This is a genomic window from Streptomyces sp. TAA204, assembly GCF_000424965.1.
In genome coordinates this window covers 556,223-578,638 of the sequence record NZ_AUKW01000001.1, presented here as the reverse complement: position 1 = coordinate 578,638, position 22,416 = coordinate 556,223, and the positions used below count along the sequence as shown (strand labels likewise).

Annotated in this window: 18 protein-coding genes and 1 tRNA gene; 12 read left to right on the top strand and 7 right to left on the bottom strand. The window is 69.9% G+C overall.

The genetic code is table 11. From position 1 onward, the window contains the following. Positions 1-25: 25 nt before the first annotated feature. Both H343_RS0102475 and H343_RS0102470 read left to right on the top strand, forming a co-directional pair. Positions 26-784: a phosphoglyceromutase gene (locus tag H343_RS0102475; protein WP_028429849.1), complete on the top strand. Its 759-nt coding sequence runs from the start codon at positions 26-28 to the stop codon at positions 782-784. 289 nt (positions 785-1,073) lie between these two features. After that, the gene (locus H343_RS0102470; RefSeq protein WP_028429848.1) at positions 1,074-2,345 is read left to right on the top strand and encodes a PP2C family protein-serine/threonine phosphatase; all 1,272 of its coding nucleotides are present in this window, start codon (positions 1,074-1,076) and stop codon (positions 2,343-2,345) included. A 662-nt stretch (positions 2,346-3,007) separates the two neighbouring features. Here H343_RS0102470 and phoU read toward each other — a convergent pair. Continuing rightward, the gene (phoU, locus tag H343_RS0102465; protein WP_028429847.1) at positions 3,008-3,709 is read right to left on the bottom strand and encodes a phosphate signaling complex protein PhoU; all 702 of its coding nucleotides are present in this window, start codon (positions 3,707-3,709) and stop codon (positions 3,008-3,010) included. Positions 3,710-3,907: 198 nt separating this feature from the next. Between phoU and H343_RS0102460 the strand changes: the two genes are divergently transcribed. Both H343_RS0102460 and phoP read left to right on the top strand, forming a co-directional pair. Next, positions 3,908-5,344 carry an ATP-binding protein gene (locus H343_RS0102460; protein WP_028429846.1) on the top strand — a complete coding sequence of 479 codons (1,437 nt, stop codon included), beginning with the start codon at positions 3,908-3,910 and terminating at the stop codon, positions 5,342-5,344. Next, a complete protein-coding gene (gene phoP / locus H343_RS0102455; protein WP_028429845.1) occupies positions 5,341-6,021 on the top strand; it encodes a two-component system response regulator PhoP in 681 nt (226 codons plus the stop codon). Before H343_RS0102460 ends, phoP begins: the two co-directional genes overlap by 4 nt. A 92-nt stretch (positions 6,022-6,113) precedes the next feature. On the opposite strand, the gene H343_RS0102450 is transcribed toward phoP, so the two are convergent. Further along, positions 6,114-6,788: a copper chaperone PCu(A)C domain-containing protein gene (locus H343_RS0102450; RefSeq protein ID WP_028429844.1), complete on the bottom strand. Its 675-nt coding sequence runs from the start codon at positions 6,786-6,788 to the stop codon at positions 6,114-6,116. Between the two features lie 581 nt (positions 6,789-7,369). On the opposite strand from H343_RS0102450, the gene H343_RS0102445 reads away from it, so the two are divergent. From H343_RS0102445 to H343_RS0102415, 7 genes are all read left to right on the top strand, one after another. After that, positions 7,370-7,852 carry a CarD family transcriptional regulator gene (locus H343_RS0102445; protein ID WP_016472332.1) on the top strand — a complete coding sequence of 161 codons (483 nt, stop codon included), beginning with the start codon at positions 7,370-7,372 and terminating at the stop codon, positions 7,850-7,852. Between the two features lie 449 nt (positions 7,853-8,301). Then, positions 8,302-9,132, top strand: coding sequence for a 2-C-methyl-D-erythritol 4-phosphate cytidylyltransferase (ispD, locus tag H343_RS28445; protein WP_078504933.1), 831 nt, complete (start codon positions 8,302-8,304; stop codon positions 9,130-9,132). After that, positions 9,122-9,667 (top strand): 2-C-methyl-D-erythritol 2,4-cyclodiphosphate synthase, encoded by a 546-nt coding sequence (ispF, locus tag H343_RS0102435; RefSeq protein WP_028429843.1) that lies wholly within the window; start codon positions 9,122-9,124, stop codon positions 9,665-9,667. Before ispD ends, ispF begins: the two co-directional genes overlap by 11 nt. A gap of 177 nt (positions 9,668-9,844) precedes the next feature. Further along, a complete protein-coding gene (locus H343_RS0102430; RefSeq protein ID WP_028429842.1) occupies positions 9,845-10,249 on the top strand; it encodes a PPOX class F420-dependent oxidoreductase in 405 nt (134 codons plus the stop codon). Positions 10,250-10,347: 98 nt separating this feature from the next. Then, entirely contained in the window at positions 10,348-11,766 is a 1,419-nt protein-coding gene (gene cysS, locus H343_RS0102425) for a cysteine--tRNA ligase (protein ID WP_028429841.1), read from the top strand. Between the two features lie 200 nt (positions 11,767-11,966). Then, the gene (gene rlmB / locus H343_RS0102420) at positions 11,967-12,914 is read left to right on the top strand and encodes a 23S rRNA (guanosine(2251)-2'-O)-methyltransferase RlmB (RefSeq protein WP_028429840.1); all 948 of its coding nucleotides are present in this window, start codon (positions 11,967-11,969) and stop codon (positions 12,912-12,914) included. A 272-nt stretch (positions 12,915-13,186) separates the two neighbouring features. Continuing rightward, positions 13,187-14,929 (top strand): DoxX family membrane protein, encoded by a 1,743-nt coding sequence (locus H343_RS0102415; RefSeq protein WP_078504932.1) that lies wholly within the window; start codon positions 13,187-13,189, stop codon positions 14,927-14,929. Between the two features lie 179 nt (positions 14,930-15,108). Here the strand turns inward: H343_RS0102415 and H343_RS28440 are convergent, their stop codons facing one another. The 3 genes from H343_RS28440 to H343_RS0102400 form a co-directional block, all read right to left on the bottom strand. Then, positions 15,109-15,930, bottom strand: coding sequence for a nucleotidyltransferase family protein (locus H343_RS28440; RefSeq protein WP_051264459.1), 822 nt, complete (start codon positions 15,928-15,930; stop codon positions 15,109-15,111). Positions 15,931-15,996: 66 nt separating this feature from the next. Beyond that, entirely contained in the window at positions 15,997-16,413 is a 417-nt protein-coding gene (locus tag H343_RS0102405; protein ID WP_028429838.1) for a hypothetical protein, read from the bottom strand. A gap of 256 nt (positions 16,414-16,669) precedes the next feature. Continuing rightward, a complete protein-coding gene (locus H343_RS0102400; RefSeq protein WP_028429837.1) occupies positions 16,670-17,794 on the bottom strand; it encodes a sn-glycerol-3-phosphate ABC transporter ATP-binding protein UgpC in 1,125 nt (374 codons plus the stop codon). 182 nt (positions 17,795-17,976) lie between these two features. Here H343_RS0102400 and H343_RS0102395 point away from each other — a divergent pair. Beyond that, a tRNA-Thr gene (locus H343_RS0102395) sits at positions 17,977-18,053 on the top strand. A 179-nt stretch (positions 18,054-18,232) separates the two neighbouring features. Here H343_RS0102395 and H343_RS0102390 read toward each other — a convergent pair. Next, entirely contained in the window at positions 18,233-21,964 is a 3,732-nt protein-coding gene (locus H343_RS0102390; RefSeq protein ID WP_028429836.1) for a caspase, EACC1-associated type, read from the bottom strand. After that, on the bottom strand, positions 21,961-22,395 hold the full coding sequence (locus H343_RS0102385) for a hypothetical protein (RefSeq protein WP_028429835.1): 435 nt from the start codon (positions 22,393-22,395) through the stop codon (positions 21,961-21,963). Before H343_RS0102385 ends, H343_RS0102390 begins: the two co-directional genes overlap by 4 nt. Between the last annotated feature and the right edge of the window lie 21 nt (positions 22,396-22,416).

Sequence of the window (22,416 nt, the reverse complement as noted above, 5' to 3'; positions counted from 1 at the left end):
GGACACACCCAGTAGGGTGCACCGCATGGCCGACGCACCGTACAAGCTGATCCTCCTCCGGCACGGAGAGAGCGAGTGGAACGCGAAGAACCTGTTCACCGGCTGGGTGGACGTGAACCTGACCGAGAAGGGTGAGAAGGAGGCGGTCCGCGGCGGCGAATTGATCAAGGACGCCGGGCTGCTCCCCGACGTGCTGCACACCTCCGTACAGAAGCGGGCCATCCGCACCGCACAGCTCGCCCTCGACTCCGCCGACCGGTTCTGGATCCCGGTCCGCCGCTCCTGGAGGCTCAACGAGCGCCACTACGGGGCGCTCCAGGGCAAGGACAAGGCGCAGGTCCGCGAGGAGTTCGGCGAGGAGCAGTTCATGCTCTGGCGCCGCTCGTACGACACCCCGCCGCCCGAGCTGCCGGACGGCGCCGAGTTCTCCCAGAGCGGCGACCCGCGCTACGCGGCCGTGCCGAGCGAGCTGCGCCCGCGCACCGAATGCCTCAAGGACGTGGTCGCGCGGATGCTGCCGTACTGGTTCGACGGCATCATCCCGGACCTGCTCACGGGCCGCACCGTCCTGGTCGCCGCGCACGGCAACTCCCTGCGTGCACTGGTCAAGCACCTCGACGGCATCTCGGACGACGAGATCGCCGGCCTCAACATCCCCACCGGCATCCCCCTCAGCTACGAACTGGACGCCGACTTCCACCCCGTGACCCGCGGCGGCACCTACCTCGACCCCGACGCGGCGAAGGCGGCGATCGAGGCGGTCAAGAACCAGGGCAAGAAGTAGCACCACGGCACGGAGGAGCCCCCTGCCCGCGGCTCTGCTGCGGGCAGGGGGCTTGATTCCGTGGTGAGCGGCCTGGTGGCCCGCCCGTCGGGCGGGCCCGAAGCAGCTCCAGCTCGAAGCCCCACACCGGCCCCGGCCTCACTCCGGCTCACCCCGACGGACCGCCAGGGTGGCGGCGGAGCCCCGTGCGGCACATCCTTCCCGGAAGCGGAGCTTTCCGCCCGGGCCGCCCCCGGCGGGGCGCACCCGACGGAGGACTCCCTGGCCGCCGAGGGAAAGGGCGCAGCGAGTGGCGCACAGCGTGGGCTGGGTGGGCGACCTGCTGGCTGCGGTGCAGGAGGCGCAGCCGGTGAAGTCGGTCGCGGTGCTCGCGGGTGTTCTGCGGGAGCAGTTCTCCGCCGAGGAGGTCTCCTTCCTCATCACGGACCTCGGAGGCAACGCCGTGGTCCGGCTGACGGGATCGATCGAACAGGGCGGCACCGTCGCGCCCGCACCCCTCGCACTGCCCGGCACGCTCTACGAGCGTGTGATCCGCTCCCAGCAGATGTCTGTGACCACCGCGGAGTCCGCGGAAGGCGCAGCAGATCCGCCCACCCGGGTCGTCGCGCCCGTGACCGACCGCGGCGACGCGATCGGTCTCCTGGAACTGACCCTTCCCGCTCCCCCCGACCAGCCCACGCTGGAGCGCATCACAGAGGCCAGCCGCGTGCTGGCGTATGTCGTGGTGATCAACAGGCGGTTCACCGATCTGTACGAGTGGGGGAGGCGGACCACTCGTCTGTCCCAGGCGTCGGAGATCCAGCACCGCCTGCTGCCCGAGTCCTTCACCTGCGATGCCGGGCGTTTCGTCATCGCCGGGTCACTGGAGCCGGCTGCCGACGTCGGCGGGGACACCTTCGACTACATCCTCAACGGTCACGGCCTCAACATGTCCCTGACCGACGCCATGGGTCACGACGTACGGGCAGCGCTGCTGGCCACCGTCGTCGTCGGAGCCCTGCGCAACGCACGCCGCGCGGGTCTCGGTCTCGCGGCGCAGGCAGAAGCCGCCAATGAGGCGGTGCTCGCCCACGCAGTGCGCGAGCACCGCTCGGTTGTCGGACGGACCGTCCAAGTGGCCAGTGCGCTCGCCGAGCACGGTGCCCAGGCGATGGTGACGGGACAACTGCTGTGGGTCGAATTCGAGACCGGACGAACCGAGTTCATCAACGCCGGCCATGTCTGGCCCCTGGTGCTGCGGGACGGCCGGGTCGAGGAGATCCCCTTCGTCGTCGACCTGCCGTTCGGTATCGCACCCCATACCCGGTACCACCTGCAGAGCCTTGATCTGCGTCCCGGCGACCGTCTCGTCATGCTCACCGACGGCATGTTCGAGCCGCCCGGGCACGAGCAGTCGCTGCGCCGTCTGATCGAAGAGACCGGACATCTGCATCCGCGTGAAGCGATGCGCGCCCTGACGCAATCCGTGCTGGAGGTCACCGAACACGACCCACGGGACGACGCCACCGTGCTCTGCCTGGACTGGTCCGGCCCCGAGCCGTCCTCGCACGGCACGCCCTGATCGCGGTGACGGCGGGCAGAGCCCCCGCAGGCTCCCGGCGTACGGGAGGCGGTCCCCGGCACCGCAGCGATCACGGGCCCCTCGAACGGGTCGCGTGCCGCCGCGCCGGAAGCAGCGGCCTCTCCTCGCACAGCCCATGGTCAGCCCCCTGCCGGCGGTTCGTTCCGCGGGCAGGGGGCTTGTTCGAAGCTGAGAGCTCTGCCTGGCCGAACCGGGCCTCGAAACGGGCAGGGTCCTCAGCGGCTTGAAGGGCGGCGCGCGGCCCGACGGGGCTGAGTGCGCCGACGGCCTCGGCGGACCCGGAGGCTCAGCCGCAGCTGCCTCCGCAGCTGCAGGGGCCGCCGGACTGGCATCCGCACCTGCACCCCGGGCCGCATCCGCACGCTCCCAGGACGTGAGGTGCCGGCCGGTCCCCGGACTGTGCGGGGCTCGGACGTGGATCGGTGTGAGCAGCCATGGCTTGTCTCCTTCTGCGTCCCCGGTTCCCCGCCCACCCTCCGGTGGGCACCACGGGCGCATCAAGGGCGCGTCGGCGCATAAGCCGCAACGCGCCTGTCCGCGCCCGGCACGGACAGACGCTCCCCGCCTGGCTCAACTGGCCCGGACTGGCCCCCGACAGGCCCCGAACAGGCCCGCCCCCGCACGTGCGCCCCGGCGCGCGCTCAGGACCCCTCGACCGGAGCGGTGCCGTCGTTCGCCCCGGCCATCGCCGGGTCGATCTCGTCCGCGTAGTCGCCGGTGACCAGATAGACGACGCGGCGGGCGACCGATACGGCGTGGTCGGCGAAGCGCTCGTAGTAGCGGCCGAGCAGCGTGACGTCGACCGCCGTCTCGATTCCGTGCTGCCAGCGGTCGTCCATCAGGTGCTGGAAGAGCGTCCGGTGCAGGTCGTCCATCTTGTCGTCGTCGTGCTCGAGCTGCAGCGCCAGATCGACGTCCTTGGTGATGATCACCTCGGCCGCCTTCGCCATCAGCCGCTGCGCGAGCTGCCCCATCTCCAGCAGCGTCGCCTGCAGATCGCGCGGTACGGGCGAATCCGGGAAACGCAGCCGGGCCACCTTGGCGACGTGCTGTGCCAGGTCGCCGGAGCGTTCCAGGTCGGCGCTCATCCGCAGCGAGGTGACGACTATCCGCAGATCCGTCGCGACCGGCTGCTGCCGGGCCAGCAGCTGGATGGCCCGGGTCTCCAGGCCGCGCTGCAGGTCGTCGACCTTCTCGTCCGCAGCGATGACGCTCTCGGCCAGCTTCAGGTCCGCGTCGAGCATCGCCGTCGTGGCGCGGCCGATCGCGGAGCCGGCGAGCCGGGCCATCTCGACCAGACTGTCGCTGATCGAGTCCAGCTCCTCGTGGTACGCGTCCCGCATGACTGTCCTTCCCTCGCATGGCTCTCTCGGCAGAGGGCCGATGGCACCTCCACGCTCCCACGTTCCGTCCGAAATGCGTCTGCCGTCGACCTCCCAAGTGAACCAGTCACGACACAGAGGTGAACTCTGAGGGACGAGTGTTCGAGCTGCTCAGGATTCCACTGGGGCAGGGTCGCGGGACGCGCATAGCCTGGAGACATGAACGTGAATGCGGCCGTCGCCGCAGCGGCAGCGATCGCCGGAGTGTGCACCGGTGTGATCGCCATGCTGGCGTTCCGCTGGAGCGAACGCGAGCAGTCCCGTCCCACCCGTTCTTCGCTGCACACCGAACCCGTGCTCCCTCCCGGAGTCGACACCGTACTGTCCGTGCTGCGCTCCTCGGCCGTCGTGCTGGACGAGGCCGACGCGGTGGTCAAGGCCAGCTCCGCCGCGTACGCCCTGGGGCTGGTGCGCGGAGGGACGCTCGCCGTCGAGCCGATGCTGCAAATGGCCCGCGACACCCGCCGGGACGGTGAGATACGTCAAGTGGAGCTGGACCTGCCACGGCGCGGCACGGGCCGGGGCGAGGCCCTCGCGGTCTCCGCCCGCGTCGCACCGCTCGGCTCCCGGCTGGTGATGCTCCTCGTCGAGGACCTCACGGAGGCCCGCCGCATAGAGGCCGTACGCCGCGACTTCGTCGCGAACGTGAGCCACGAGCTGAAGACCCCCGTCGGCGCGCTGTCCCTGCTCTCCGAGGCGGTGATGGACGCGGCGGAGGATCCGGAGGCGGTCGAGCGCTTCGCCGGCCGCATGCAGTACGAGTCGACGCGGCTGACCAGCCTCGTCCAGGAACTGATCGACCTCTCCCGCGTCCAGAACGACGACCCGCTGGAGGACTCCGAGCCGGTCGGCGTCGGCGAACTCGTCGCCGAGGCCGTCGACCGCTGCCGCCAGTCGGCCGGCAGCAAGCACATAACCCTCGCCGCCGGCGGCACCGACGGACTCTTCGTGTGGGGCAACCGCAGCCAGCTCGCGGCCGCCCTCGGCAACCTCGTCGAGAACGCCGTGAACTACTCCCCCGCCCGCACCCGCGTGGGCATCGCGGGGCGCAGGGTCGCCGCACCCGGAGGGGAGCTGATCGAGATATCCGTGAGCGACCAGGGCATCGGCATATCGGAGCGCGACAAGGACCGGGTCTTCGAACGGTTCTACCGGGTGGACCCCGCCCGCTCCCGCGCGACCGGAGGCACCGGCCTCGGCCTCGCCATCGTCAAGCACGTGGCCGCCTCGCACGGCGGGGAGGTCACCGTATGGAGCGCCGAGGGACAGGGCTCCACCTTCACCCTGCGGCTGCCGGAGGCCGGCAGCGCCCGTGAGCGCGCCGAGGAGGAGCGCCGCGGCCGCGGCCGCCTCTCGGGCGCCCTGCAGGAACCCACCGACGTCGACAGCTCCGCCTACCCCGAGGACGACGACGACCTCGGGGCCGGGGAGCGGCCCTACGGGGACGGGGAGGACGGGCCCGCGCCGGGCACCTCCCCGGACCGCGCACACCCGCACACACCCCCGGACCACCACGGTCCGCGGCCCTCTTCTTCATCCACCTCGCCGCGCGAATCGCTTCGCAGCCTGGAATCCGCCCCGGAGGTCCTCCCGTGACCCGAGTGCTCGTCGTCGAGGACGAGGAATCGTTCAGCGACGCACTGTCGTACATGCTCCGAAAGGAGGGTTTCGAGGTCGCGGTGGCGTCCACGGGGCCCGAGGGGCTGGACGAGTTCGAACGCAACGGCGCCGATCTGGTGCTGCTCGACCTGATGCTGCCGGGGCTGCCCGGTACGGAGGTCTGCCGTCAGCTGCGCGGACGATCCAACGTCCCCGTGATCATGGTGACGGCCAAGGACAGTGAGATCGACAAGGTCGTCGGACTGGAGATAGGAGCCGACGACTATGTGACCAAGCCCTTCTCCTCGCGTGAGCTGGTCGCGCGCGTACGGGCGGTGCTGCGCCGCCAGGGTGAGCCGGAGGAAGTCTCTCCCACCGCTCTGGAGGCCGGGCCGGTGCGCATGGACGTCGACCGGCACGTCGTCACCGTCGCCGGCGGGAAGGTCGACCTGCCGCTGAAGGAGTTCGACCTGCTGGAGATGCTGCTGCGCAACGCGGGGCGCGTGCTGACCCGGATGCAGCTCATCGACCGGGTCTGGGGCGCGGACTACGTCGGCGACACCAAGACCCTCGACGTCCACGTCAAGCGCCTGCGCGCCAAGATCGAGCCCGATCCGGGCGCCCCCCGCTATCTGGTGACGGTGCGGGGCCTGGGGTACAAGTTCGAGCCGTAGACCGCCGCGGAACGCCGTGAGCGAGGGGCCTTGTCCGTACGGACCGTACGGACAAGGCCCCTCGCTCACGTCCACTCATGTGGGACGGGCCGTCAGTGGCTCTCCGCCCCGCTCTCGCCGTCCCCGGCAGCCTCATCCGCCTCGTCGGCCTGCTCCGTCCCGTCCGGAGCGGGCGAGGACGCCTCGTCCGACGGGCTCTCCGAAGGCGAACCGGAAGGCGACTCCGACGGCGACCCGGAGGGTGCGCTCGGGGACGGCGCCGCCGTCGGACCGAACTTCTCGTAGTCCCCGGTCATCGGCACCACCGTCGCCCGCAGGCTCACGGTGCCCGTACGGCTGAGGTCGAAGGAGACGGACTGTGCGTTGCCGTCCTTCACCGAGCCGGCGGCGCTCCCGGGCAGGACGGCAGAGGCGTTGCCCTTGCCTCCGAGGGCCAGCGAGCCCCCCGCCGGAACGGTCAGGGTCTTCTCTCCCCCGGCCGGGCTGAGTTCCACGCGGCCGCCGGAGCCCTTGACGGTGACGGACTTCAAAGTCTCGTCCTTCGTGCCCTCGTTGAAGATCCGGGCGGTCACGGCGGAGGGACCGGAATCCGGCGAGGTGACGATGTTCGCGTTCTGGATCTTGACATCGCCGACGGAGGTCGCGGCATTGTCCGGCTTGATCTCCAGCGTCTCGGCGTTCCTCCCCGCTCCGCAGGCGGACAGTGTGACGACGGCGAGCGCGAGGGCGGTGGCGGCGAGGGTGCCGCGTCGAATGCTGCTGCTCACGGCGGCGGCAACTCCTGGGCGAACTCTGGCGGCCGAACTTCGAGCCGGTCGCGGCGGGCAGGGTTTCGCACCCGGGGCGGGTGCGTCATCTCACGTCGGGACGTGCGACGTCGATCTGTGGCGCGCTCAGGTTACCGAGCCCGTTGCCGCGGCCCGCACCCGACCCTCCCTCGCGGCGGGTTCCGGGGGCCCGTGGGCGTACGCCGGGAGCCGCGGGGGCATCCGCCGGCGGGCGTTTCCCGGTAAAGAATGCGAACGGGTTGTGAATTGATCAGCGGAACTGCTGATCAATTCTTGAGAAAGTCGGTGAAGGGCTGAAGGGGGCCGAACGGGCGACGACTTACAGCCGGACAAAACGGACAGTAGACACTTTCTGTTGTGTCTTCTTCGGTCGTGTCCGTTGTGTTTCACCCCGCGCACGCAGGTGCCCCGACCTGCGAATACCCGCTCACGAGCGCGGTCCGCAGCACGTGACGGGCCTCCTTGTCAAGCCCCGAGATGCGGCCTGACCTGCGAAAACGCCATTCAGAAGAGCCCGATTCCGTGTTACTCTGGATAGTCACGGAAGGGGTACCTGACACATGACGTTCAAGGTTGGCGACACCGTGGTCTATCCCCATCACGGGGCCGCGCTGATCGAGGCCATCGAAACTCGCCAGATCAAAGGCGTGGACAAGACCTACTTGGTTCTGAAGGTAGCGCAGGGCGACTTGACGGTGCGTGTCCCGGCGGACAATGCCGAGTTCGTGGGCGTGCGCGATGTGGTCGGTTCGGACGGGCTGGACAGGGTCTTCGAGGTGCTCCGCGCACCGTATGCCGAGGAGCCGACCAACTGGTCCCGGCGTTACAAGGCAAATCTCGAGAAGCTGGCGTCCGGCGACGTCATCAAGGTGGCGGAGGTCGTCCGCGACCTGTGGCGCCGTGAGCGCGAGCGCGGACTCTCCGCCGGAGAGAAGAGGATGCTCGCCAAGGCCCGCCAGATCCTGGTGAGCGAGCTGGCTCTCGCCGAGAACACCAACGAGGACAAGGCGGAGGCCCTGCTCGACGAGGTTCTCGCGTCCTGACCGCGTGAGAGCACCGCCCCCCGGTGCCGTTCGGCGGGGGCGTATCGAGCAGTGATCCCCGCAACAGCAAGCCGGCAGCAACAGCAAGCCCAGCAAGCAGCAGCACCGCAGCAGTGGAGCAAGGCTGTGCCGCAGTGCCCGAGTGACATCGTCCGTCGCCGGGCGCTTCGGCATGTCCGAGACCCGCGGCATGCCCGAACACCTGCGGCATGTCCGAAGACACCGCGTCATGTCGGGGCGGGTATGGACAGGGTGCCTGAGCGGCTTCCGGCAGCGTTCAGTAACCTCGTCACTGCCCGCCGCACAGCGCTCACCCAGGCCGCTGAGAGCGTGCCGGGCCCGGGCAACTGCCTCGACCGGTGTCACGGAAGGGCCGGTCAAGGCTTCGCGCCCGGCACGCTGTGGCCATACCCACCCCGGCTGAGGACACAAACCTGAACGTGCAACCCATGTCAATTCAATCCGCGGGCGAGTCGCATTCCGTTCAGGACGGAGTGCCGTCCGGCCCGGCCACGCACGCCGAGCCCGGCACCGCCCACGCCGCCGGTGAGGGACGCTCCGGGCACCGCACCGCCGCGGTCATCCCCGCCGCCGGGCGCGGACTGCGGCTGGGCCCCGGAGCCCCCAAGGCGCTGCGCGCCCTGAGCGGCGCCCCCATGCTGGTGCACGCCGTACGCGCGATGGCCCGCGCACGCGCCGTGTCCCTGGTCATCGTGGTCGCACCGCCGGACGGCGCCGAAGAGGTCCGTCACCTGCTCGACGAGCACACCCTGCCCGACGTCCTGGTCGTGCCCGGTGGCGGAACCCGCCAGGACTCCGTACGCCTCGGTCTCGCGGCGCTCCCGGACGACATCGGAACGGTCCTCGTGCACGACGCCGCCCGCCCCCTCGTGCCGGTCGACACCGTGGACGCGGTCGCCGCCGCCGTACGAGACGGCGCACCCGCCGTGGTGCCCGCGCTGCCCGTCCCCGACACCGTCAAGGAGGTCGAGCCCCGCCCGGACGGCTCCCCCGAGCCGGTCACCGGCACCCTGGAGCGGTCGCGGCTGCGGGCTGTGCAGACCCCGCAGGGCTTCTCGCTGAAAGTGCTCGCCGCGGCGCACGAGCAGGTGCTGCCTCAGGGCGAGGGCGCGACGGACGATGCGGGCATGGTGGAGCGGATGGGGGTCGAGGTCGTGGCCGTACCGGGGCACGAGGAGGCGTTCAAGGTGACACGGCCTCTGGACCTGATGCTGGCCGAGGCCGTACTGGCGAGGAGGCGTGCGACCGATGGCTTCTGAGGCTGCTGCGGCCGGGCCCGCTCCGGGCGCCCCGTTGCCGCTGGTCGGCATCGGCACCGATGTGCACGCCTTCGAGGAAGGGCGGAAGCTGTGGTGCGCGGGTCTGCTGTGGGAGGACGAGAGCCACGGGCTGGCGGGGCACTCCGACGGTGACGTCGCCGCCCACGCCGCCTGCGACGCCCTCTTCTCCGCCGCCGGACTGGGCGACCTCGGCGCGCACTTCGGCACCGGCCGCCCGGAGTGGTCCGGTGCCTCCGGGGTGGCGCTCCTGACGGAGGCGGCACGGCTCGTACGGGAGGCGGGCTTCACCGTCGGCAACGTCGCGATCCAGGTGATCGGCGTACGGCCGAAGGTGGGCAAGCGCCGGGCGGAGGCCCAGCGTGCGCTCTCGGACGCGGTGGGAGCACCGGTCTCGGTCTCCGGCACGACGACGGACGGGCTGGGGCTGACCGGCCGGGGCGAAGGGCTGGCCGCGATGGCGACGGCGCTGGTGGTGCCGGCGCTGGTGGTGCCGGTCTCCTCACCGGAGGCGTGAGGGGCACAGCGGGCGGCAGCCGTCCCGGCGGGGCCGGCCCGTACCGCACGGGGAACGCGGCCGGCGGGCATCGTCCGGGTGAGCGCCACGGGGCCGTGGAACACCGGAGGGCGGGCCGGAGTTGGCAGACTGGAGGCGGCCTGGCCGCCGTACGTCTACCGAGAGAAGGCAACAGCCGTGGCAGCACAGCTCTCCGACACCCTCAAGCAGGTCCTCGACACCCCTGTCTTCGTGACCATCGCCACCATCCAGCCCGACGGCAGCCCGCAGGTGTCGCCGGTATGGGTGAAACGGGACGGCGACGAGTTGCTGATCTCCACGACCGTCGACCGCCGCAAGACGCTCAACATGCGGCGCGACCCGCGTGTGAGCGTCGTGGTGCAGCCGGCCGACGCCCCGTACTCCTACGCCGAGATCCGCGGCACCGCAGCCATGACCACGGACGGCGGCCGGGAGCTGATCGACGAACTGGCCCAGAAGTACGTGGGGAAGGACTACGCCGCCTTCAACCCCCGCTCGGAGGAGGACGCCCAGCGGGTCGTCGTGCGCATCACGCCCCGCAAGGTCGCAGGGCGTCTCTGACCCCGGCGCCGGACGTCCCGGGCTGACGTATGTCACGGGCTGCCGCGTGTTCCCGGTGGGCCGGGCGCGCGGCTCCACCGGCCTACTACCCTGGTCGCGTGAGCATTCGCCTGTACGACACCAGCGCCCGGCAGATCCGCGACTTCGTCCCGCTCGAACCGGGACGCGTCTCGATCTACCTCTGCGGCGCCACGGTGCAGGCTCCCCCGCACATCGGGCACGTCCGCTCGGGGCTCAACTTCGACATCATGCGCCGCTGGTTCACACACCGCGGCTACGACGTCACGTTCGTGCGCAACGTCACGGACATCGACGACAAGATCATCGTGAAGGCGGCGGAGCAGGACCGCCCCTGGTGGTCGATCGGCTACGACAACGAGCGTGCGTTCACCGCCGCCTACGACGGCCTCGGCTGCCTCCCGCCCACCTACGAGCCCCGGGCCACGGGCCACGTCCCCGAGATGACCGAGATGATGCGCGCGCTCATCGACTCGGGTCACGCCTACGCGGCCGACGGCAACGTCTACTTCGACGTCCGCTCCTACGACCGCTACCTCCAGCTCTCCAACCAGGAGCTGGACAATCTGCTGCAGCCCGAGGGCGAGGGCGAGACCGGCAAGCGCGACCCGCGCGACTTCGCCATGTGGAAGGCCGCCAAGCCGGGCGAGCCGAGCTGGGAGACGCCGTGGGGCCGCGGCCGTCCCGGCTGGCACCTGGAGTGCTCGGCCATGGCGCACAAGTACCTCGGCTCCGCCTTCGACCTGCACGGCGGCGGCGTCGACCTGGTCTTCCCGCACCATGAGAACGAGATCGCCCAGTCCAAGGCCTACGGCGACGAGTTCGCGCGCTACTGGGCGCACAACGCCTGGGTCACCATGAGCGGCGAGAAGATGAGCAAGTCGCTCGGCAACTCGGTGCTGGTCAGCGAGATGGTCAAGCACTGGCGTCCGATCGTCCTGCGCTACTACCTGGGCACCCCGCACTACCGTTCCACGATCGAGTACAGCGAGGAGTCGCTGCGCGAGGCCGAGGCCGCCTTCGGCCGTATCGAGGGCTTCCTGCACCGCGCGGCCGAGACCGTGCGCGACGTGCCCGTGGCGACGGACGTCCCGGCGGCGTTCGCCGAGGCGATGGACGACGACTTCGGCGTCCCGCAGGCGCTGGCCGTCGTGCACACGACGGTCCGCCAGGGCAACGCGGCGCTGAGCGAGGACGACAAGGACGCCGTGGCGAAGGCGTACGCGGACGTACGGGCGATGCTGGGCATCCTCGGCCTCGACCCGCTCGACGAGGGCTGGCAGTCGGCGCAGGCCGACGCCTGGCGGGGCGGCGAGCTGCGCGACGCCGTCGACGCCCTAGTCCGCCTCGTACTGGACCAGCGGCAGGCCGCCCGTGCCCGCAAGGACTACGTCACGGCGGACGCCATCCGCGACGAGCTGAAGCAGGCGGGCCTGGTCATCGAGGACACTCCGTCCGGGCCGCGCTGGGAGCTGGGCGGCGACAGCGGACCGCACTGAGCGCCCTCGCCGCGGGGTGCGTCCCCTGCGTCCCGTGCGTCCGTGCGGGCCGGTCTTGATCCACTTCTTCGGGAAGCCACTCTCTCCGGGATAATGCCCGGGACGAGATGTTCCCCGGCCCCTGGCCCGGGGAGACCGAAGCAGCCGTGACCGCACAGGAGCCCGCGGGCGGCGGACCAAGCAGAGAAGCAGGTGCCCCGATGGCCGGGAACAGCCAGCGCCCCAGTCGGCGTACATCCAACAAGAAGGGCGCCCAGGTCGGCAGCGGCGGCAACCGCCGCCGCTCCCTGGAGGGGAAGGGCCCCACGCCGCCCGCCGAGATGCGCAAGGGGCACGCCAAGCAGCGCGCCGCGCAGGCCAAGTCGCGGCGCGCTCAGGGACGTCCGCAGCGCAGGACCGGCAAGCGCACCTCGGAGCTCGTCGTGGGCCGCAACTCGGTCCTGGAGGCGATGCGCGAGAACGTCCCGGCCACGGCTCTGTACGTACAGCAGTTCATCGACAACGACGACCGTGTGCGCGAGGTCGTCCGCCTCGCGGGCGAGAGCCGTGACATCCACCTGCTGGAGGCGCCCAAGCCCGAGCTGGACCGGATGACGAACGGGCTGCACCACCAGGGCCTGGTGCTCCAGGTCCCGGAGTACGAGTACGCCCACCCGGACGACCTGCCGGCGGCGGCCTTCGACCAGGGCGAGGAGCCGCTGATCGTCGCGCTCGACGGGATCACCGACCCGCGCAACCTCGGCGCGGTCGTCCGCTCCGTCTCCGCCTTCGGCGGGCACGGTGTCGTGGTGCCCGAGCGGCGGGCCGCGGGGATGACGGCGGGGGCGTGGAAGACATCCGCGGGCACGGCGGCGCGTACGCCCGTCGCGCGGGCGTCGAACCTCACGCGTGCCCTGGAGGCGTACCAGAAGGCGGGGCTGATGGTCGTCGGCCTGGCGGCGGACGGCGACGTCGAACTCCACGAGGTCGAGGCGCTGGACGGGCCCGTGGCCGTCGTCATCGGCAGCGAGGGCAAGGGGCTGTCCCGGCTGGTGGGCGAGACCTGCGACGTGAGGGCGAGGATTCCGATGCCCGGCGGTGCGGAGTCACTGAACGCGGGTGTGGCCGCCGGTGTCGTGCTTTACGAGGCCAGCCGCAGGCGGAGCTGACGGGCTTCACGGCGGGTGTGCTTCCGGCCGGCGGGCTTGCGGCGTGCGTGCGCGTCCTGAGCGGCTGGACCTGTCCGGGTCCGCCCCTGGACCGGCCTGGACCTGTTTGAGGGGACGAACAGGCGGCGGACGGGCCCGCGTTGGGCCTCGCACGAGGTCAGGCGGGGTGCGGTGCCGGGGGACCGTCCGCTGCCGTCCGGCCTTGACGGGCCTCGGACAGATCGCGACGGTCAAGGCAGTGTCTTAAGCGTCCGTCACTCGGTTAGAGGAGTGTGGACACCAGAACACCCCGTACGCCCGACCCCTCGGGCAGGCACCCTGGGGACACCCCGAGGAGAGACCCGAGCGGTTTCTTCGACGACGAACCTGTCCTGAGCACGGTGAAGGTCCCCTCCGATCCCGCGGCAGTCGTCGCCACCCACGCGAGCTTCCGGGTGGAGCTGACACCGTCCGGCTCCCGTCCCACATCCGGCTCCGTGTCCGGGGCCGCCTCCGCGTCCGGGTCCGGCTTCGAACCGGAGTTCGGCGCATCCTCGGCGCGCGGCGGGCCGGCCGCCCGGAGCGGCGGTGCTGACTCCGTCCGTACGGACAGCCGGGAGCCGGCCGGTTCCAGGACTCAGGTGCTGCCGCGGATCGACGAGGACACTCCTCCCTCGGGCTCCCCGGGGTTCCGGGGGTTCCCGGGCGACAGCTCGCGCAGCGTGGTGGCTCCGCGCGAGCCCGGCCCGTCCGAGACGACGCAGCCGCAGCCGCTGCTGCACGGGGTACGCCCGGCACGCGGCGCCTTCGACGCCCCGGAGCCCGGCGAGTACGACGAACGGACGGGCGGTTACGGGCGCTACGGCAGCGAACTCCGCTCCGGCGACGACCGTTTCGGTGACGACCGGTTCGACGACGGCTTCGACGACAGCTTCGACGACGGGGACTTCGAGGCCGGCGCGGCCGGTGCCGCGCGGCGTCAGGCGTACTACCCGGGGCGCCGTACCAGCCTCGGCGGCGTGCTGCTGCCCCTGCGGATCTTCCTCGGGTTCATCTCGGTCTACGCCGGAATGGGAAAGCTGTGCGACCCCGTCTACTTCGAAGGCGGCGACAGCGGCTCGATGGTGACGTGGCTGGGCTCCCTGGACCCCTGGGCCGTCGCCACCCCGTTGCACGGCTTCGCCATGGCGCACCCGGTCGGTTCCGGGCTGACCGTCGCCTTCGTACAGATCATCATCGGCGTACTGACCGTGTGCGGGCTCTGGCAGCGGCTCGCCGCCTCCGTCGGCGCGCTGCTGTCGGCCGCGCTGCTGATGACGGTCAGCTGGAGCAGCGGCCCCGCCTACGAGGCACCCGACATCATCTACCTCGCCGCGTGGAGCCCCCTCGTCATCGCCGGTGCCCCCGTGTACTCGCTCGACGGACGGCTGGCCACCGACGCCTGGCGCAAACTGGGGCCGCGCGCCGAACTGTGGGACCTGCGGCGCCGGGTGCTGCGCCGCGGAAGCGTGATCGCGACGGTCGTGGTGGGGCTTGCGCTGCTGACCGGTTCCATGCTGGGCGGCGCTGTGCGCTCCTCGCAGACGGCGACCGTGCCGGAGCCCGGTGAGCCGCCGACGAACCAGTTGCCCGGTTCGCCGCATCCCGAGGGCCCCGGCGACCGTACGGACAGTGGCCGGCCCACGGAGGGACAGGAGACGCAGGGCGCGAACAGCGGCCCGGACAGCCGCCGTTCCGGCGGTCCCTCGGCGTCCGCCTCGCCGGGGGAGCGGGGGGAGAGCGGCGCTTCCGAGCCCGGACAGCGCGAGACCGTGCAGGCGCCGCAGCAGACGGTCCCGGGCGGCCGGCCGCCGCAGCAGTCGGATCCGGGGGAGCAGGCCACGACGGGCGGTGCTGCCGCCGCCTCCGGCGGGGGCAGCACTGGCAGCGGAGGTTCCAACTCCGGTGGTGGGGGCGGCGGTTCGGCCTCCAGTGGCGGAGGCGGCGGCTCGTCCTCGGGCGGAAGCGGGGGTGGTCTGGGCGGCCTCTTGGGCTGACCCGCGCTGATGCCCCTGGCTGACTCAGTGGGGCATCAGCGAATGTGTAAGGGGCTCGCTCCTGGAGCGAGCCCCTTACGTGTGGGGCGCGCCGCCTGCTGCCGGGCGCCGAGTCGGGGTGCGCGATCGGGGTGTGGCCGGGCGCTGCGCGCGGATGTGCGTCCGGTTGCGAGTCCTCCTCAGCCGGACGCCGGACCGTACGGTGCACCGCCGTCGTCCCGACCGCTCTCCCCACCGTGATCGGAGTCTTCCCTCAACTCCCTTGCGGCCTCCGTCAGATCCTTCACGGTGTCGATGGCACGCCAGTACGCACCCTGCGGCAGCGGGAAGCCGGCGAGCAGCCGTTGCCGCGCGAGCCGCGGGAACGTCGTGCGCTCGTGGTCGCCACGGTCCGGCAGCAGCCCCGCGAAGGACGGGGAGAAGGCGTACACACCCGCGTTGACCAGATACGGGGAGGGCGGGGCCTCGATGAAGTCCAGGACATGGCCGAACCGGTCCGTCTCCACGGCCCCCCACGGGATACGCGGACGGGCCAGAGCGAGGGTGGCGACGGCGTCGCGCTCGGCGTGGAAAGCGGCCATCTCGCGCAGCGGGAAGCGGGTCCAGATGTCGCCGTTGGTGGCGTACCAGGGCTCGTCGGGGCGGGGCAGCGACGCGGCGGCGTACTTCAGCCCGCCCCCACGTCCGAGCGGTTCCTCCTCGACAACGACATCGACACGCAGGGGAGTTCGCTCCTCCGGGGCCCCCCGGCCGGACGGGCCGGACGGGACGGGAAGCGATGCCGTGCTGAGCCAGTCCCGCAGCACCTCGGCCAAGTGACCGCAGGAGACCACGACATCGGTGACACCCTCTGCGGCCAGCCAGGCCAGCTGATGGCCGATGATCGGAACTCCGGTTCCGGGGATCTCGACCATCGGCTTCGGACGGTCGTCGGTGTAAGGCCGCAGCCGCGTCCCCTGGCCTCCGGCCAGGATCACGGCTTGGGTGAGGGGCTGCGTCATGCAGCGCACCCTATGCGTCCGGCGGCACCCCGCGGCTGCGGAACATGAAGGAGCCGCGGCGCGGCGTCACCGCGTCCGGGCGGCGCCGGTGGCGAAGGACGTGTCGCAGACGGGGCGCGAATAGCGGTTCGCGCGCTGCACGCTGCCGTACTTCTGCACCGCCGCACGACCGAGAGCCCGCGCGATCGACGCGCAGTGCCCGGCGAGGGAGGGCTTGCGGGCCATCTCCCGCTGGAGGCCGGTCAGCGCCGTCCCCGGGTCCTTCTCCTGCAGTTCCGCGACCAGACGGTCCCGGAGCACCTCCTGGGGTGCGCGCGGGGTGGCTTTCGTGGACGCCTCGCGGGAGGACGCGGTGAGCACCTGCTGCTCCGGGGGAGAGGTCACCCAGGGCACGCTGGCGACCGCGACCGTTCCGGACAGGACGAGGACGACCGGGAGAGCGAGGGCGAGGGATCGGCCGATACGGCGGGCTGCGTGATTCACGCGGACCATCGTAGCGAAGAGTAGTGTTTCAGCGACATTCGGTCACTCTGTCGAGCGACGGCGGACCGCGAACTGCCGGGCCGGTGTTGACGCTGAGGACCGCGCGGGCGCCCCCGGACGTCAAAAAGGGCCGCGCGCCCAGGAGTTGATCACCGGGTGCGCGGCCCGTGCAGGCCCGGGCAGGCACGTCACGCGCGTACCCGGGCCCGGCTCAGAGGTCGGGCCCTCAGGCCCTCAGCGGTCTGCTCTCCGGCGCTCAGTCGCTCAGGCGCTCGCCGCTGGAGCTGGAGAAGACGTGCGTCTCGCCGCCGCGCGGCACCACGTGCACGACCGCGCCCTTCTCCGGCACCTGACGGCCCGAGACGCGGACCACCAGGTCGCACTCCTCGTCGCCGACCTTCGCTGTGCCGTAGATGTACCCGTCGGCGCCCAGCTCCTCGACGACGTTGACGTTGACGGCCACACCGGCCGGCTCGTCCTTCGTGAGGGCCTTGTCCGAGCCGTCGCCGTTGACCAGGTCGAAGTGCTCCGGACGGACACCGACCGTGACGGTCTTGTCGCCCTTGTCGACAGCGGCGGACAGCGCCTCGCGCTCGACCGGCACGACGCTGTTGCCGAACTTCACGCCGCCGTCGGTGATCGGCACCTCCACCAGGTTCATGGCGGGGGAGCCGATGAAGCCCGCGACGAAGAGGTTCGACGGGCGGTCGTACATGTGCCGCGGGGTGTCGACCTGCTGCAGCAGCCCGTCCTTGAGGACGGCGACCCGGTCGCCCATGGTCATGGCCTCGACCTGGTCGTGGGTCACGTACACGGTGGTGATGCCGAGGCGGCGCTGCAGGCCGGCGATCTGCGTACGGGTCTGGACGCGGAGCTTGGCGTCGAGGTTGGACAGCGGCTCGTCCATGAGGAAGACCTGCGGCTCACGCACGATCGCGCGGCCCATCGCCACACGCTGGCGCTGACCGCCGGAGAGCGCCTTGGGCTTGCGGTGCAGGTAGTCGGTGAGGTCGAGGATCTTGGCGGCGTCCTCGACCTTCTTGCGTATCTCCGATTTGTTCACGCCGGCGATCTTGAGCGCGAAGCCCATGTTGTCGGCGACGCTCATGTGCGGGTACAGCGCGTAGTTCTGGAACACCATGGCGATGTCCCGGTCCTTCGGCGGGAGGTGCGTGACGTCGCGCTCGCCGATGCGGATGGCGCCTTCGTTGACGTCCTCGAGGCCCGCGAGCATCCGCAGGGAGGTGGACTTGCCGCAACCGGAGGGGCCGACGAGCACGAGGAACTCGCCGTCCTCGATGCCGATGTTCAGCTTGTCGACGGCGGGCTTGTCGCCACCGGGGTAGATCCGGGTTGCCTGGTCATACGTGACCGTAGCCATGATGTTGTCTCCTTCACCGGCAGGTACGTGCCGGACGATCCGTCGTAAAGGGAGTGTGTTTCACTGCTGTGAACGTGCGGTGACGCTATCCCGCCCGTGTGCGTCTTGTCAGCACTCGGACAGCAACGAAACCGCATCGCGGAGGCCCCCGGCGGAGTGGGTAGACTGCTCGCGCACGCCCCGCCGCCTTAGCTCAGCTGGTTAGAGCATCTGTCTTGTAAACAGAAGGTCGTCGGTTCGAATCCGACAGGCGGCTCCAGGGAAACAGCAGGTCAGAGGCCGGTTCCGATCTTGGAACCGGCCTCTTTGATCTTGGGTGCTAATTTGGTTGCTAATTCAGATGCCAACAGACGTCGCTGACGATCTTCAGGGGTTAGATGACTGGCTCGCCAAGAAGCGCCGGTGGTCACGGAGTGTAAGTGCGCTTCGACAGAGCCGTCACATGCGACGAGGCCACCCAGCCTCGGTGTCGTACAGCTTCCAAGCTGGGTGCCGGACGGCGGTGCCGCGGTTCTCGCTGTTGTCCAGCAGACTACGTCGGTGCAGCATCAGCCGGAGGTGGCGTGCCGCATCGACCTCATCGTCCGGGCCCCGGTCGAGCAAGACGGCGGTTCTGCCATCTTCTCCGTTCAGTACGACCGCGTCCGCCCTGTGCCCGTTGACTCGTCCGCCGAGCACGATGTCGGCTCCCCGCTGCTGGGACAGCGACTCGTAGAGGCGCTTCAACAGGTCGTCGTTCTTGTTCGGCCGGCGCTCGGAGTTCTCCGCGCCAGCAGCATCCAGCAATGTGGCGGCGACGCCGCCTCGTTTGCGCCAGAGATCGGCGTCGCCGATCACAATGAGGTGTGTGCGCGCCCGCGTGATGGCAACGTTCCAGAGATTGAGTTGGCTGTCGACCCAACTGATTGCATTAGGCGACATGCCCTCTCCTGCGACGAGTGAGAACACCATTACATCGCGTTCACCACCCTGGAAGGTATGTACCGTTCCGACGCGTAGACGCTCCGGGTCGTGCAGCCGCAGCCGACTGCGCACTTCGTCCGCCTGCCCCTTGAAGGGTGTCACGAGCCCGACAGTGGCTTCCCCGGGCAGGCGTTTGAGCAGGTCGTCGACGAACTGCTCTACGCGATCGACTTCGTCGCCGTTGACCCAGGAACTGCCGTAACGCCCGCGAGCGGCCCTTCCTGCTACGTGCGACCAGAAGATCGCTGGGTGAGGCAGGGCGGGACGGTTTCGAGTGTTGGTGAGAACCTCCAGATCACCGTCGTAGAAGAGTTCGTTGGAGACTGCGGCGATATCAGGGTGGCAACGGAAGTGTTCGTCAAGGAGCAAAGCGCCGCCGGCTGCGCGTTCGGACGCGTGAAAAGCGGAGTGGCGCCGGTAGGACAGACGGTGCTTTTCCAGCCAGTCGGCACGGAGGCTGGTCTTGTGACGAATAAGGGCCTCGCGCTCCGGTCCGGTTTTGGCGATGTGTGGCAGCTGCATGGCGTCGCCGATGACCAGTGCGCGCCGGGCCCGGAAGAGCAGGGGCATGACGTGCGGTATTGCGCACTGGCTGGCCTCGTCGACGATTACCAGATCGAACAGAGCCGGATCGGGTGGGAAGCGGCGGACCGACAGACTGGTGACGGCCCAGCCAGGCGCGGCGGGGAGGACCTCCTTAACCGCGGGCCAGTCGCTGCGGCCGCTGTCTCGACCATTCAGCAGACTGAGGATCCGCTGCCGCCCTCCGCGGGCGTTGGTGAGGACGGTGCTCGTCAACAGAGTGTGCGAGGCTTTCCGCACGGACTCTTCGGCCTCTTCCAGCTGGGCGGCAAGTTCAGCGTCCACGATGCGGGAAGCGTCCCCGTACAGCTCTCGCCAGGTCGACTCTGCGACCGTGAAGTTGGCAAGTGCGAGACACGGCGCATTGAGGTCGCCGTCGTATCGCAGACCGAATCGGCGCAGAAGACGGTTGCGCCGCCACCGACCTAGGACACGGCAGCGCGCGAGCCGTGCCGACTTGCGTGCAATCTCGTCCAGATTCGCGGTGCCACGGAGAAGATCGACGAGCTCATGCACGGTCAGTCCGAGCTGGTGGGCGTGCTCCTCGCGCAGCTCGCCAGCGCGTCGCAACTCCTGCTCGGCCCCTGCTGCACGGGAGAGTTCCAGGCGCACACGGGTCAGCCGATCGCCTGTCACCCTGACGTCCATGGCTGCCGTCGTCGTGTTGTGGGCGGGTGCCGCTGCAGCACGCAAGGCCTGTAAGGCGGCGGCCTCCGTCTCCGTGTAGTCCCGGGTTTTTGCCCATGCTGAACCGGTGCGCACCACACTGGCGGGGACGAGCTTTTCGCAGCGGCGCCAGACCTCATCCACGGCCTCGTTGTTGTTGGACGCCACCAGGACGGTCTGGCCACTCGTAACGGCGGTGGCCACGAGGTTCGAGACCAGCTGGCTCTTCCCCGTGCCTGGTGGCCCGGTCGCCACGGTCAGGCGGTGAGTCATCGCCGAGGAAAGGACTGCGGCCTGGGCTTCGTTGCAGGGTAAGGGGGTTACGAGGTGAGGCAGCGGCTCGGTGAGCGCAAGTGCCTGGGCCCGTTCTGCAGGGTCGGGGGACAGCGCGGCGAGTGCTGTCGAACGAATGCGAGCCCGCTGTTCCGCGATGTTCCCGAAGTCATCGATGAGCTTCTTGGTGGTTTTCGTATTAGGGAGAGCGGTGAACAAGACCGCGCTGTTGCGGGCGCCGTGACCGGGGGTGCGGATGTCGATGTGGTCGGCGAGCCCGTCAGGGCGCGGTTCCTGGACGCAAGGCAACTCGAACTCCTGAGTGAGCAGGTTGCGTACGTCGACGGCTACGCGGTCATGCTGCCCCCGATGCCAGCTGGGCTGGTAGGTATTGGCCAGCTGCGCTGCCTCCTCGTCGCCGAGCCAGTCGCGGGCGAGACGTGGGTGCGGCTGGACGGGGCCGTACGGTTTCAGGCGCACCTCGCCGTCTGTAATGACGATCTCTACGCGGCGCATCAGAAGGGGCGCGAACTTCGGGTGTCGCCAGGGCTGACATCCGCGCGGTCCGTTGAGGACTACGGCCGGATATCCGGCCCACAGTTCGGCATCCTGCTCCGTGGCCGACTCGATGAGGGCGGCCGCCTCGGGGGGAAGCGCCGTGCATCCGTCATCGTCGACATCGCCGGTCAGAAAGCGTTCCTCGCCTGACAGGCATACGTACGACGCATCTGGTGCGCCGACGGACATGAGCGGCATCTCGGTGTCATCGGCGAGTACGCACTCCTGAAAGTACGTCATCAGGTCGGACCAAGTGGGCTGTGGGCGGGCCGATTTGGGTGCTTGCGACCGCGTCTTCTCCTTCTGCTGGATGACAGTCCTGCCACTGAGCGGCTTGAGGAGTGGAGCGCTGCCGAGTGGGCAGCTGGCGATGACTATGCGGTCATCGACGCCGTGGGCAGACTTCACCGGCACTTGGCGTCCTCCTTGGGCCCGCATGCGCCGGTTGACGTAGCTGAACAAGTCGTCCACCGAAATTTCGCCGCTGCCGTCTTTGCCCACCTTCCCGGTGCGCAGGGCTTCGATCACCTCGCCAGTGAAGTCCGACGGCTTCACATCGTCAGACGAAGCAACGTCGGCGTAGGAGTCCTCACCGGCCCGAGAGGAGGACAGCACGTAGACGCCACGGCTGGTCAGCAGAGCCTCTTCGGCGGACTTCGCCATCGAACGGGCGTGTTTGTCGGAGGTGCGCAGGCCCACGGTGAAACCACCGCTGCGGCAACAGTCGATCAACATGACTTTCTGCGGGGCCCAGCACTGTTCCAGCTGCTCGTTGACGAAGCTGGCACTCACGCCGGTTTCGGCGATCCGATCGAAGTCGGTGTCCGTGGCAATGAAGTGAAACTCCCCGCCGGAGTGGGCCAGTCGGGCGCCATGTCCGGAGACATACACGAGGGCCAGCTCGTCGGGCTCACAGCTCTCGAGGAACTCGCTGATTGCCTGCCGCATGTCGTCGGCGGTCAGGTCAGCCAGGAGCGTCACGGAGGAGAAGGCACCGATGCTTCGGTGCTCCAAGACTTGGCGCAGTTGCCAGATGTCGGCCTGTGTGGATGGGAGGGGTCCGAACCGGGCGTCGTCGCAGCGTTCGTTGCCAATCAGCAGTGCGCGACGCCGGACCAGTCGAGTCACTCGGCGCCCCCTGTTATCCGGGCGTCGTCTGGGGCTCCGGCATTGCCGTCGTTCGCCACCTTGTTGAGGAATTCGCGGACCATCTCCTCCTGAGCGGCGTCTGGGCGACCCTTGATCGTGACCGCGTTGCCCCCGTAGCTGACCTCGACTTGGCGGTGCCGTTCTTTAGCGCACCATTCCTTGATCAGGGTTATTAGGACCTGGGATCCGGGGCGGGCGACGGCTGTCGCTGCGGCCGCCCAGAGCGCCACGTCGCCCAGCCCTGCGCTCTTGCGACCGGCTTCGACGGTCTCTTCCGCCTCGACGAAACCGACAGACAGGATGCTTGAGCCCCGCAATGTGTCGAGCAGGTCCCGGGTAAGTCGCTCCTGCCGCAGCGCGTCTCCGCCGGCAAGTACGGCAAGCCGCCACGGACGGACCCTGTCTGCCATGTCCCCACTCCTCGTTGTCTG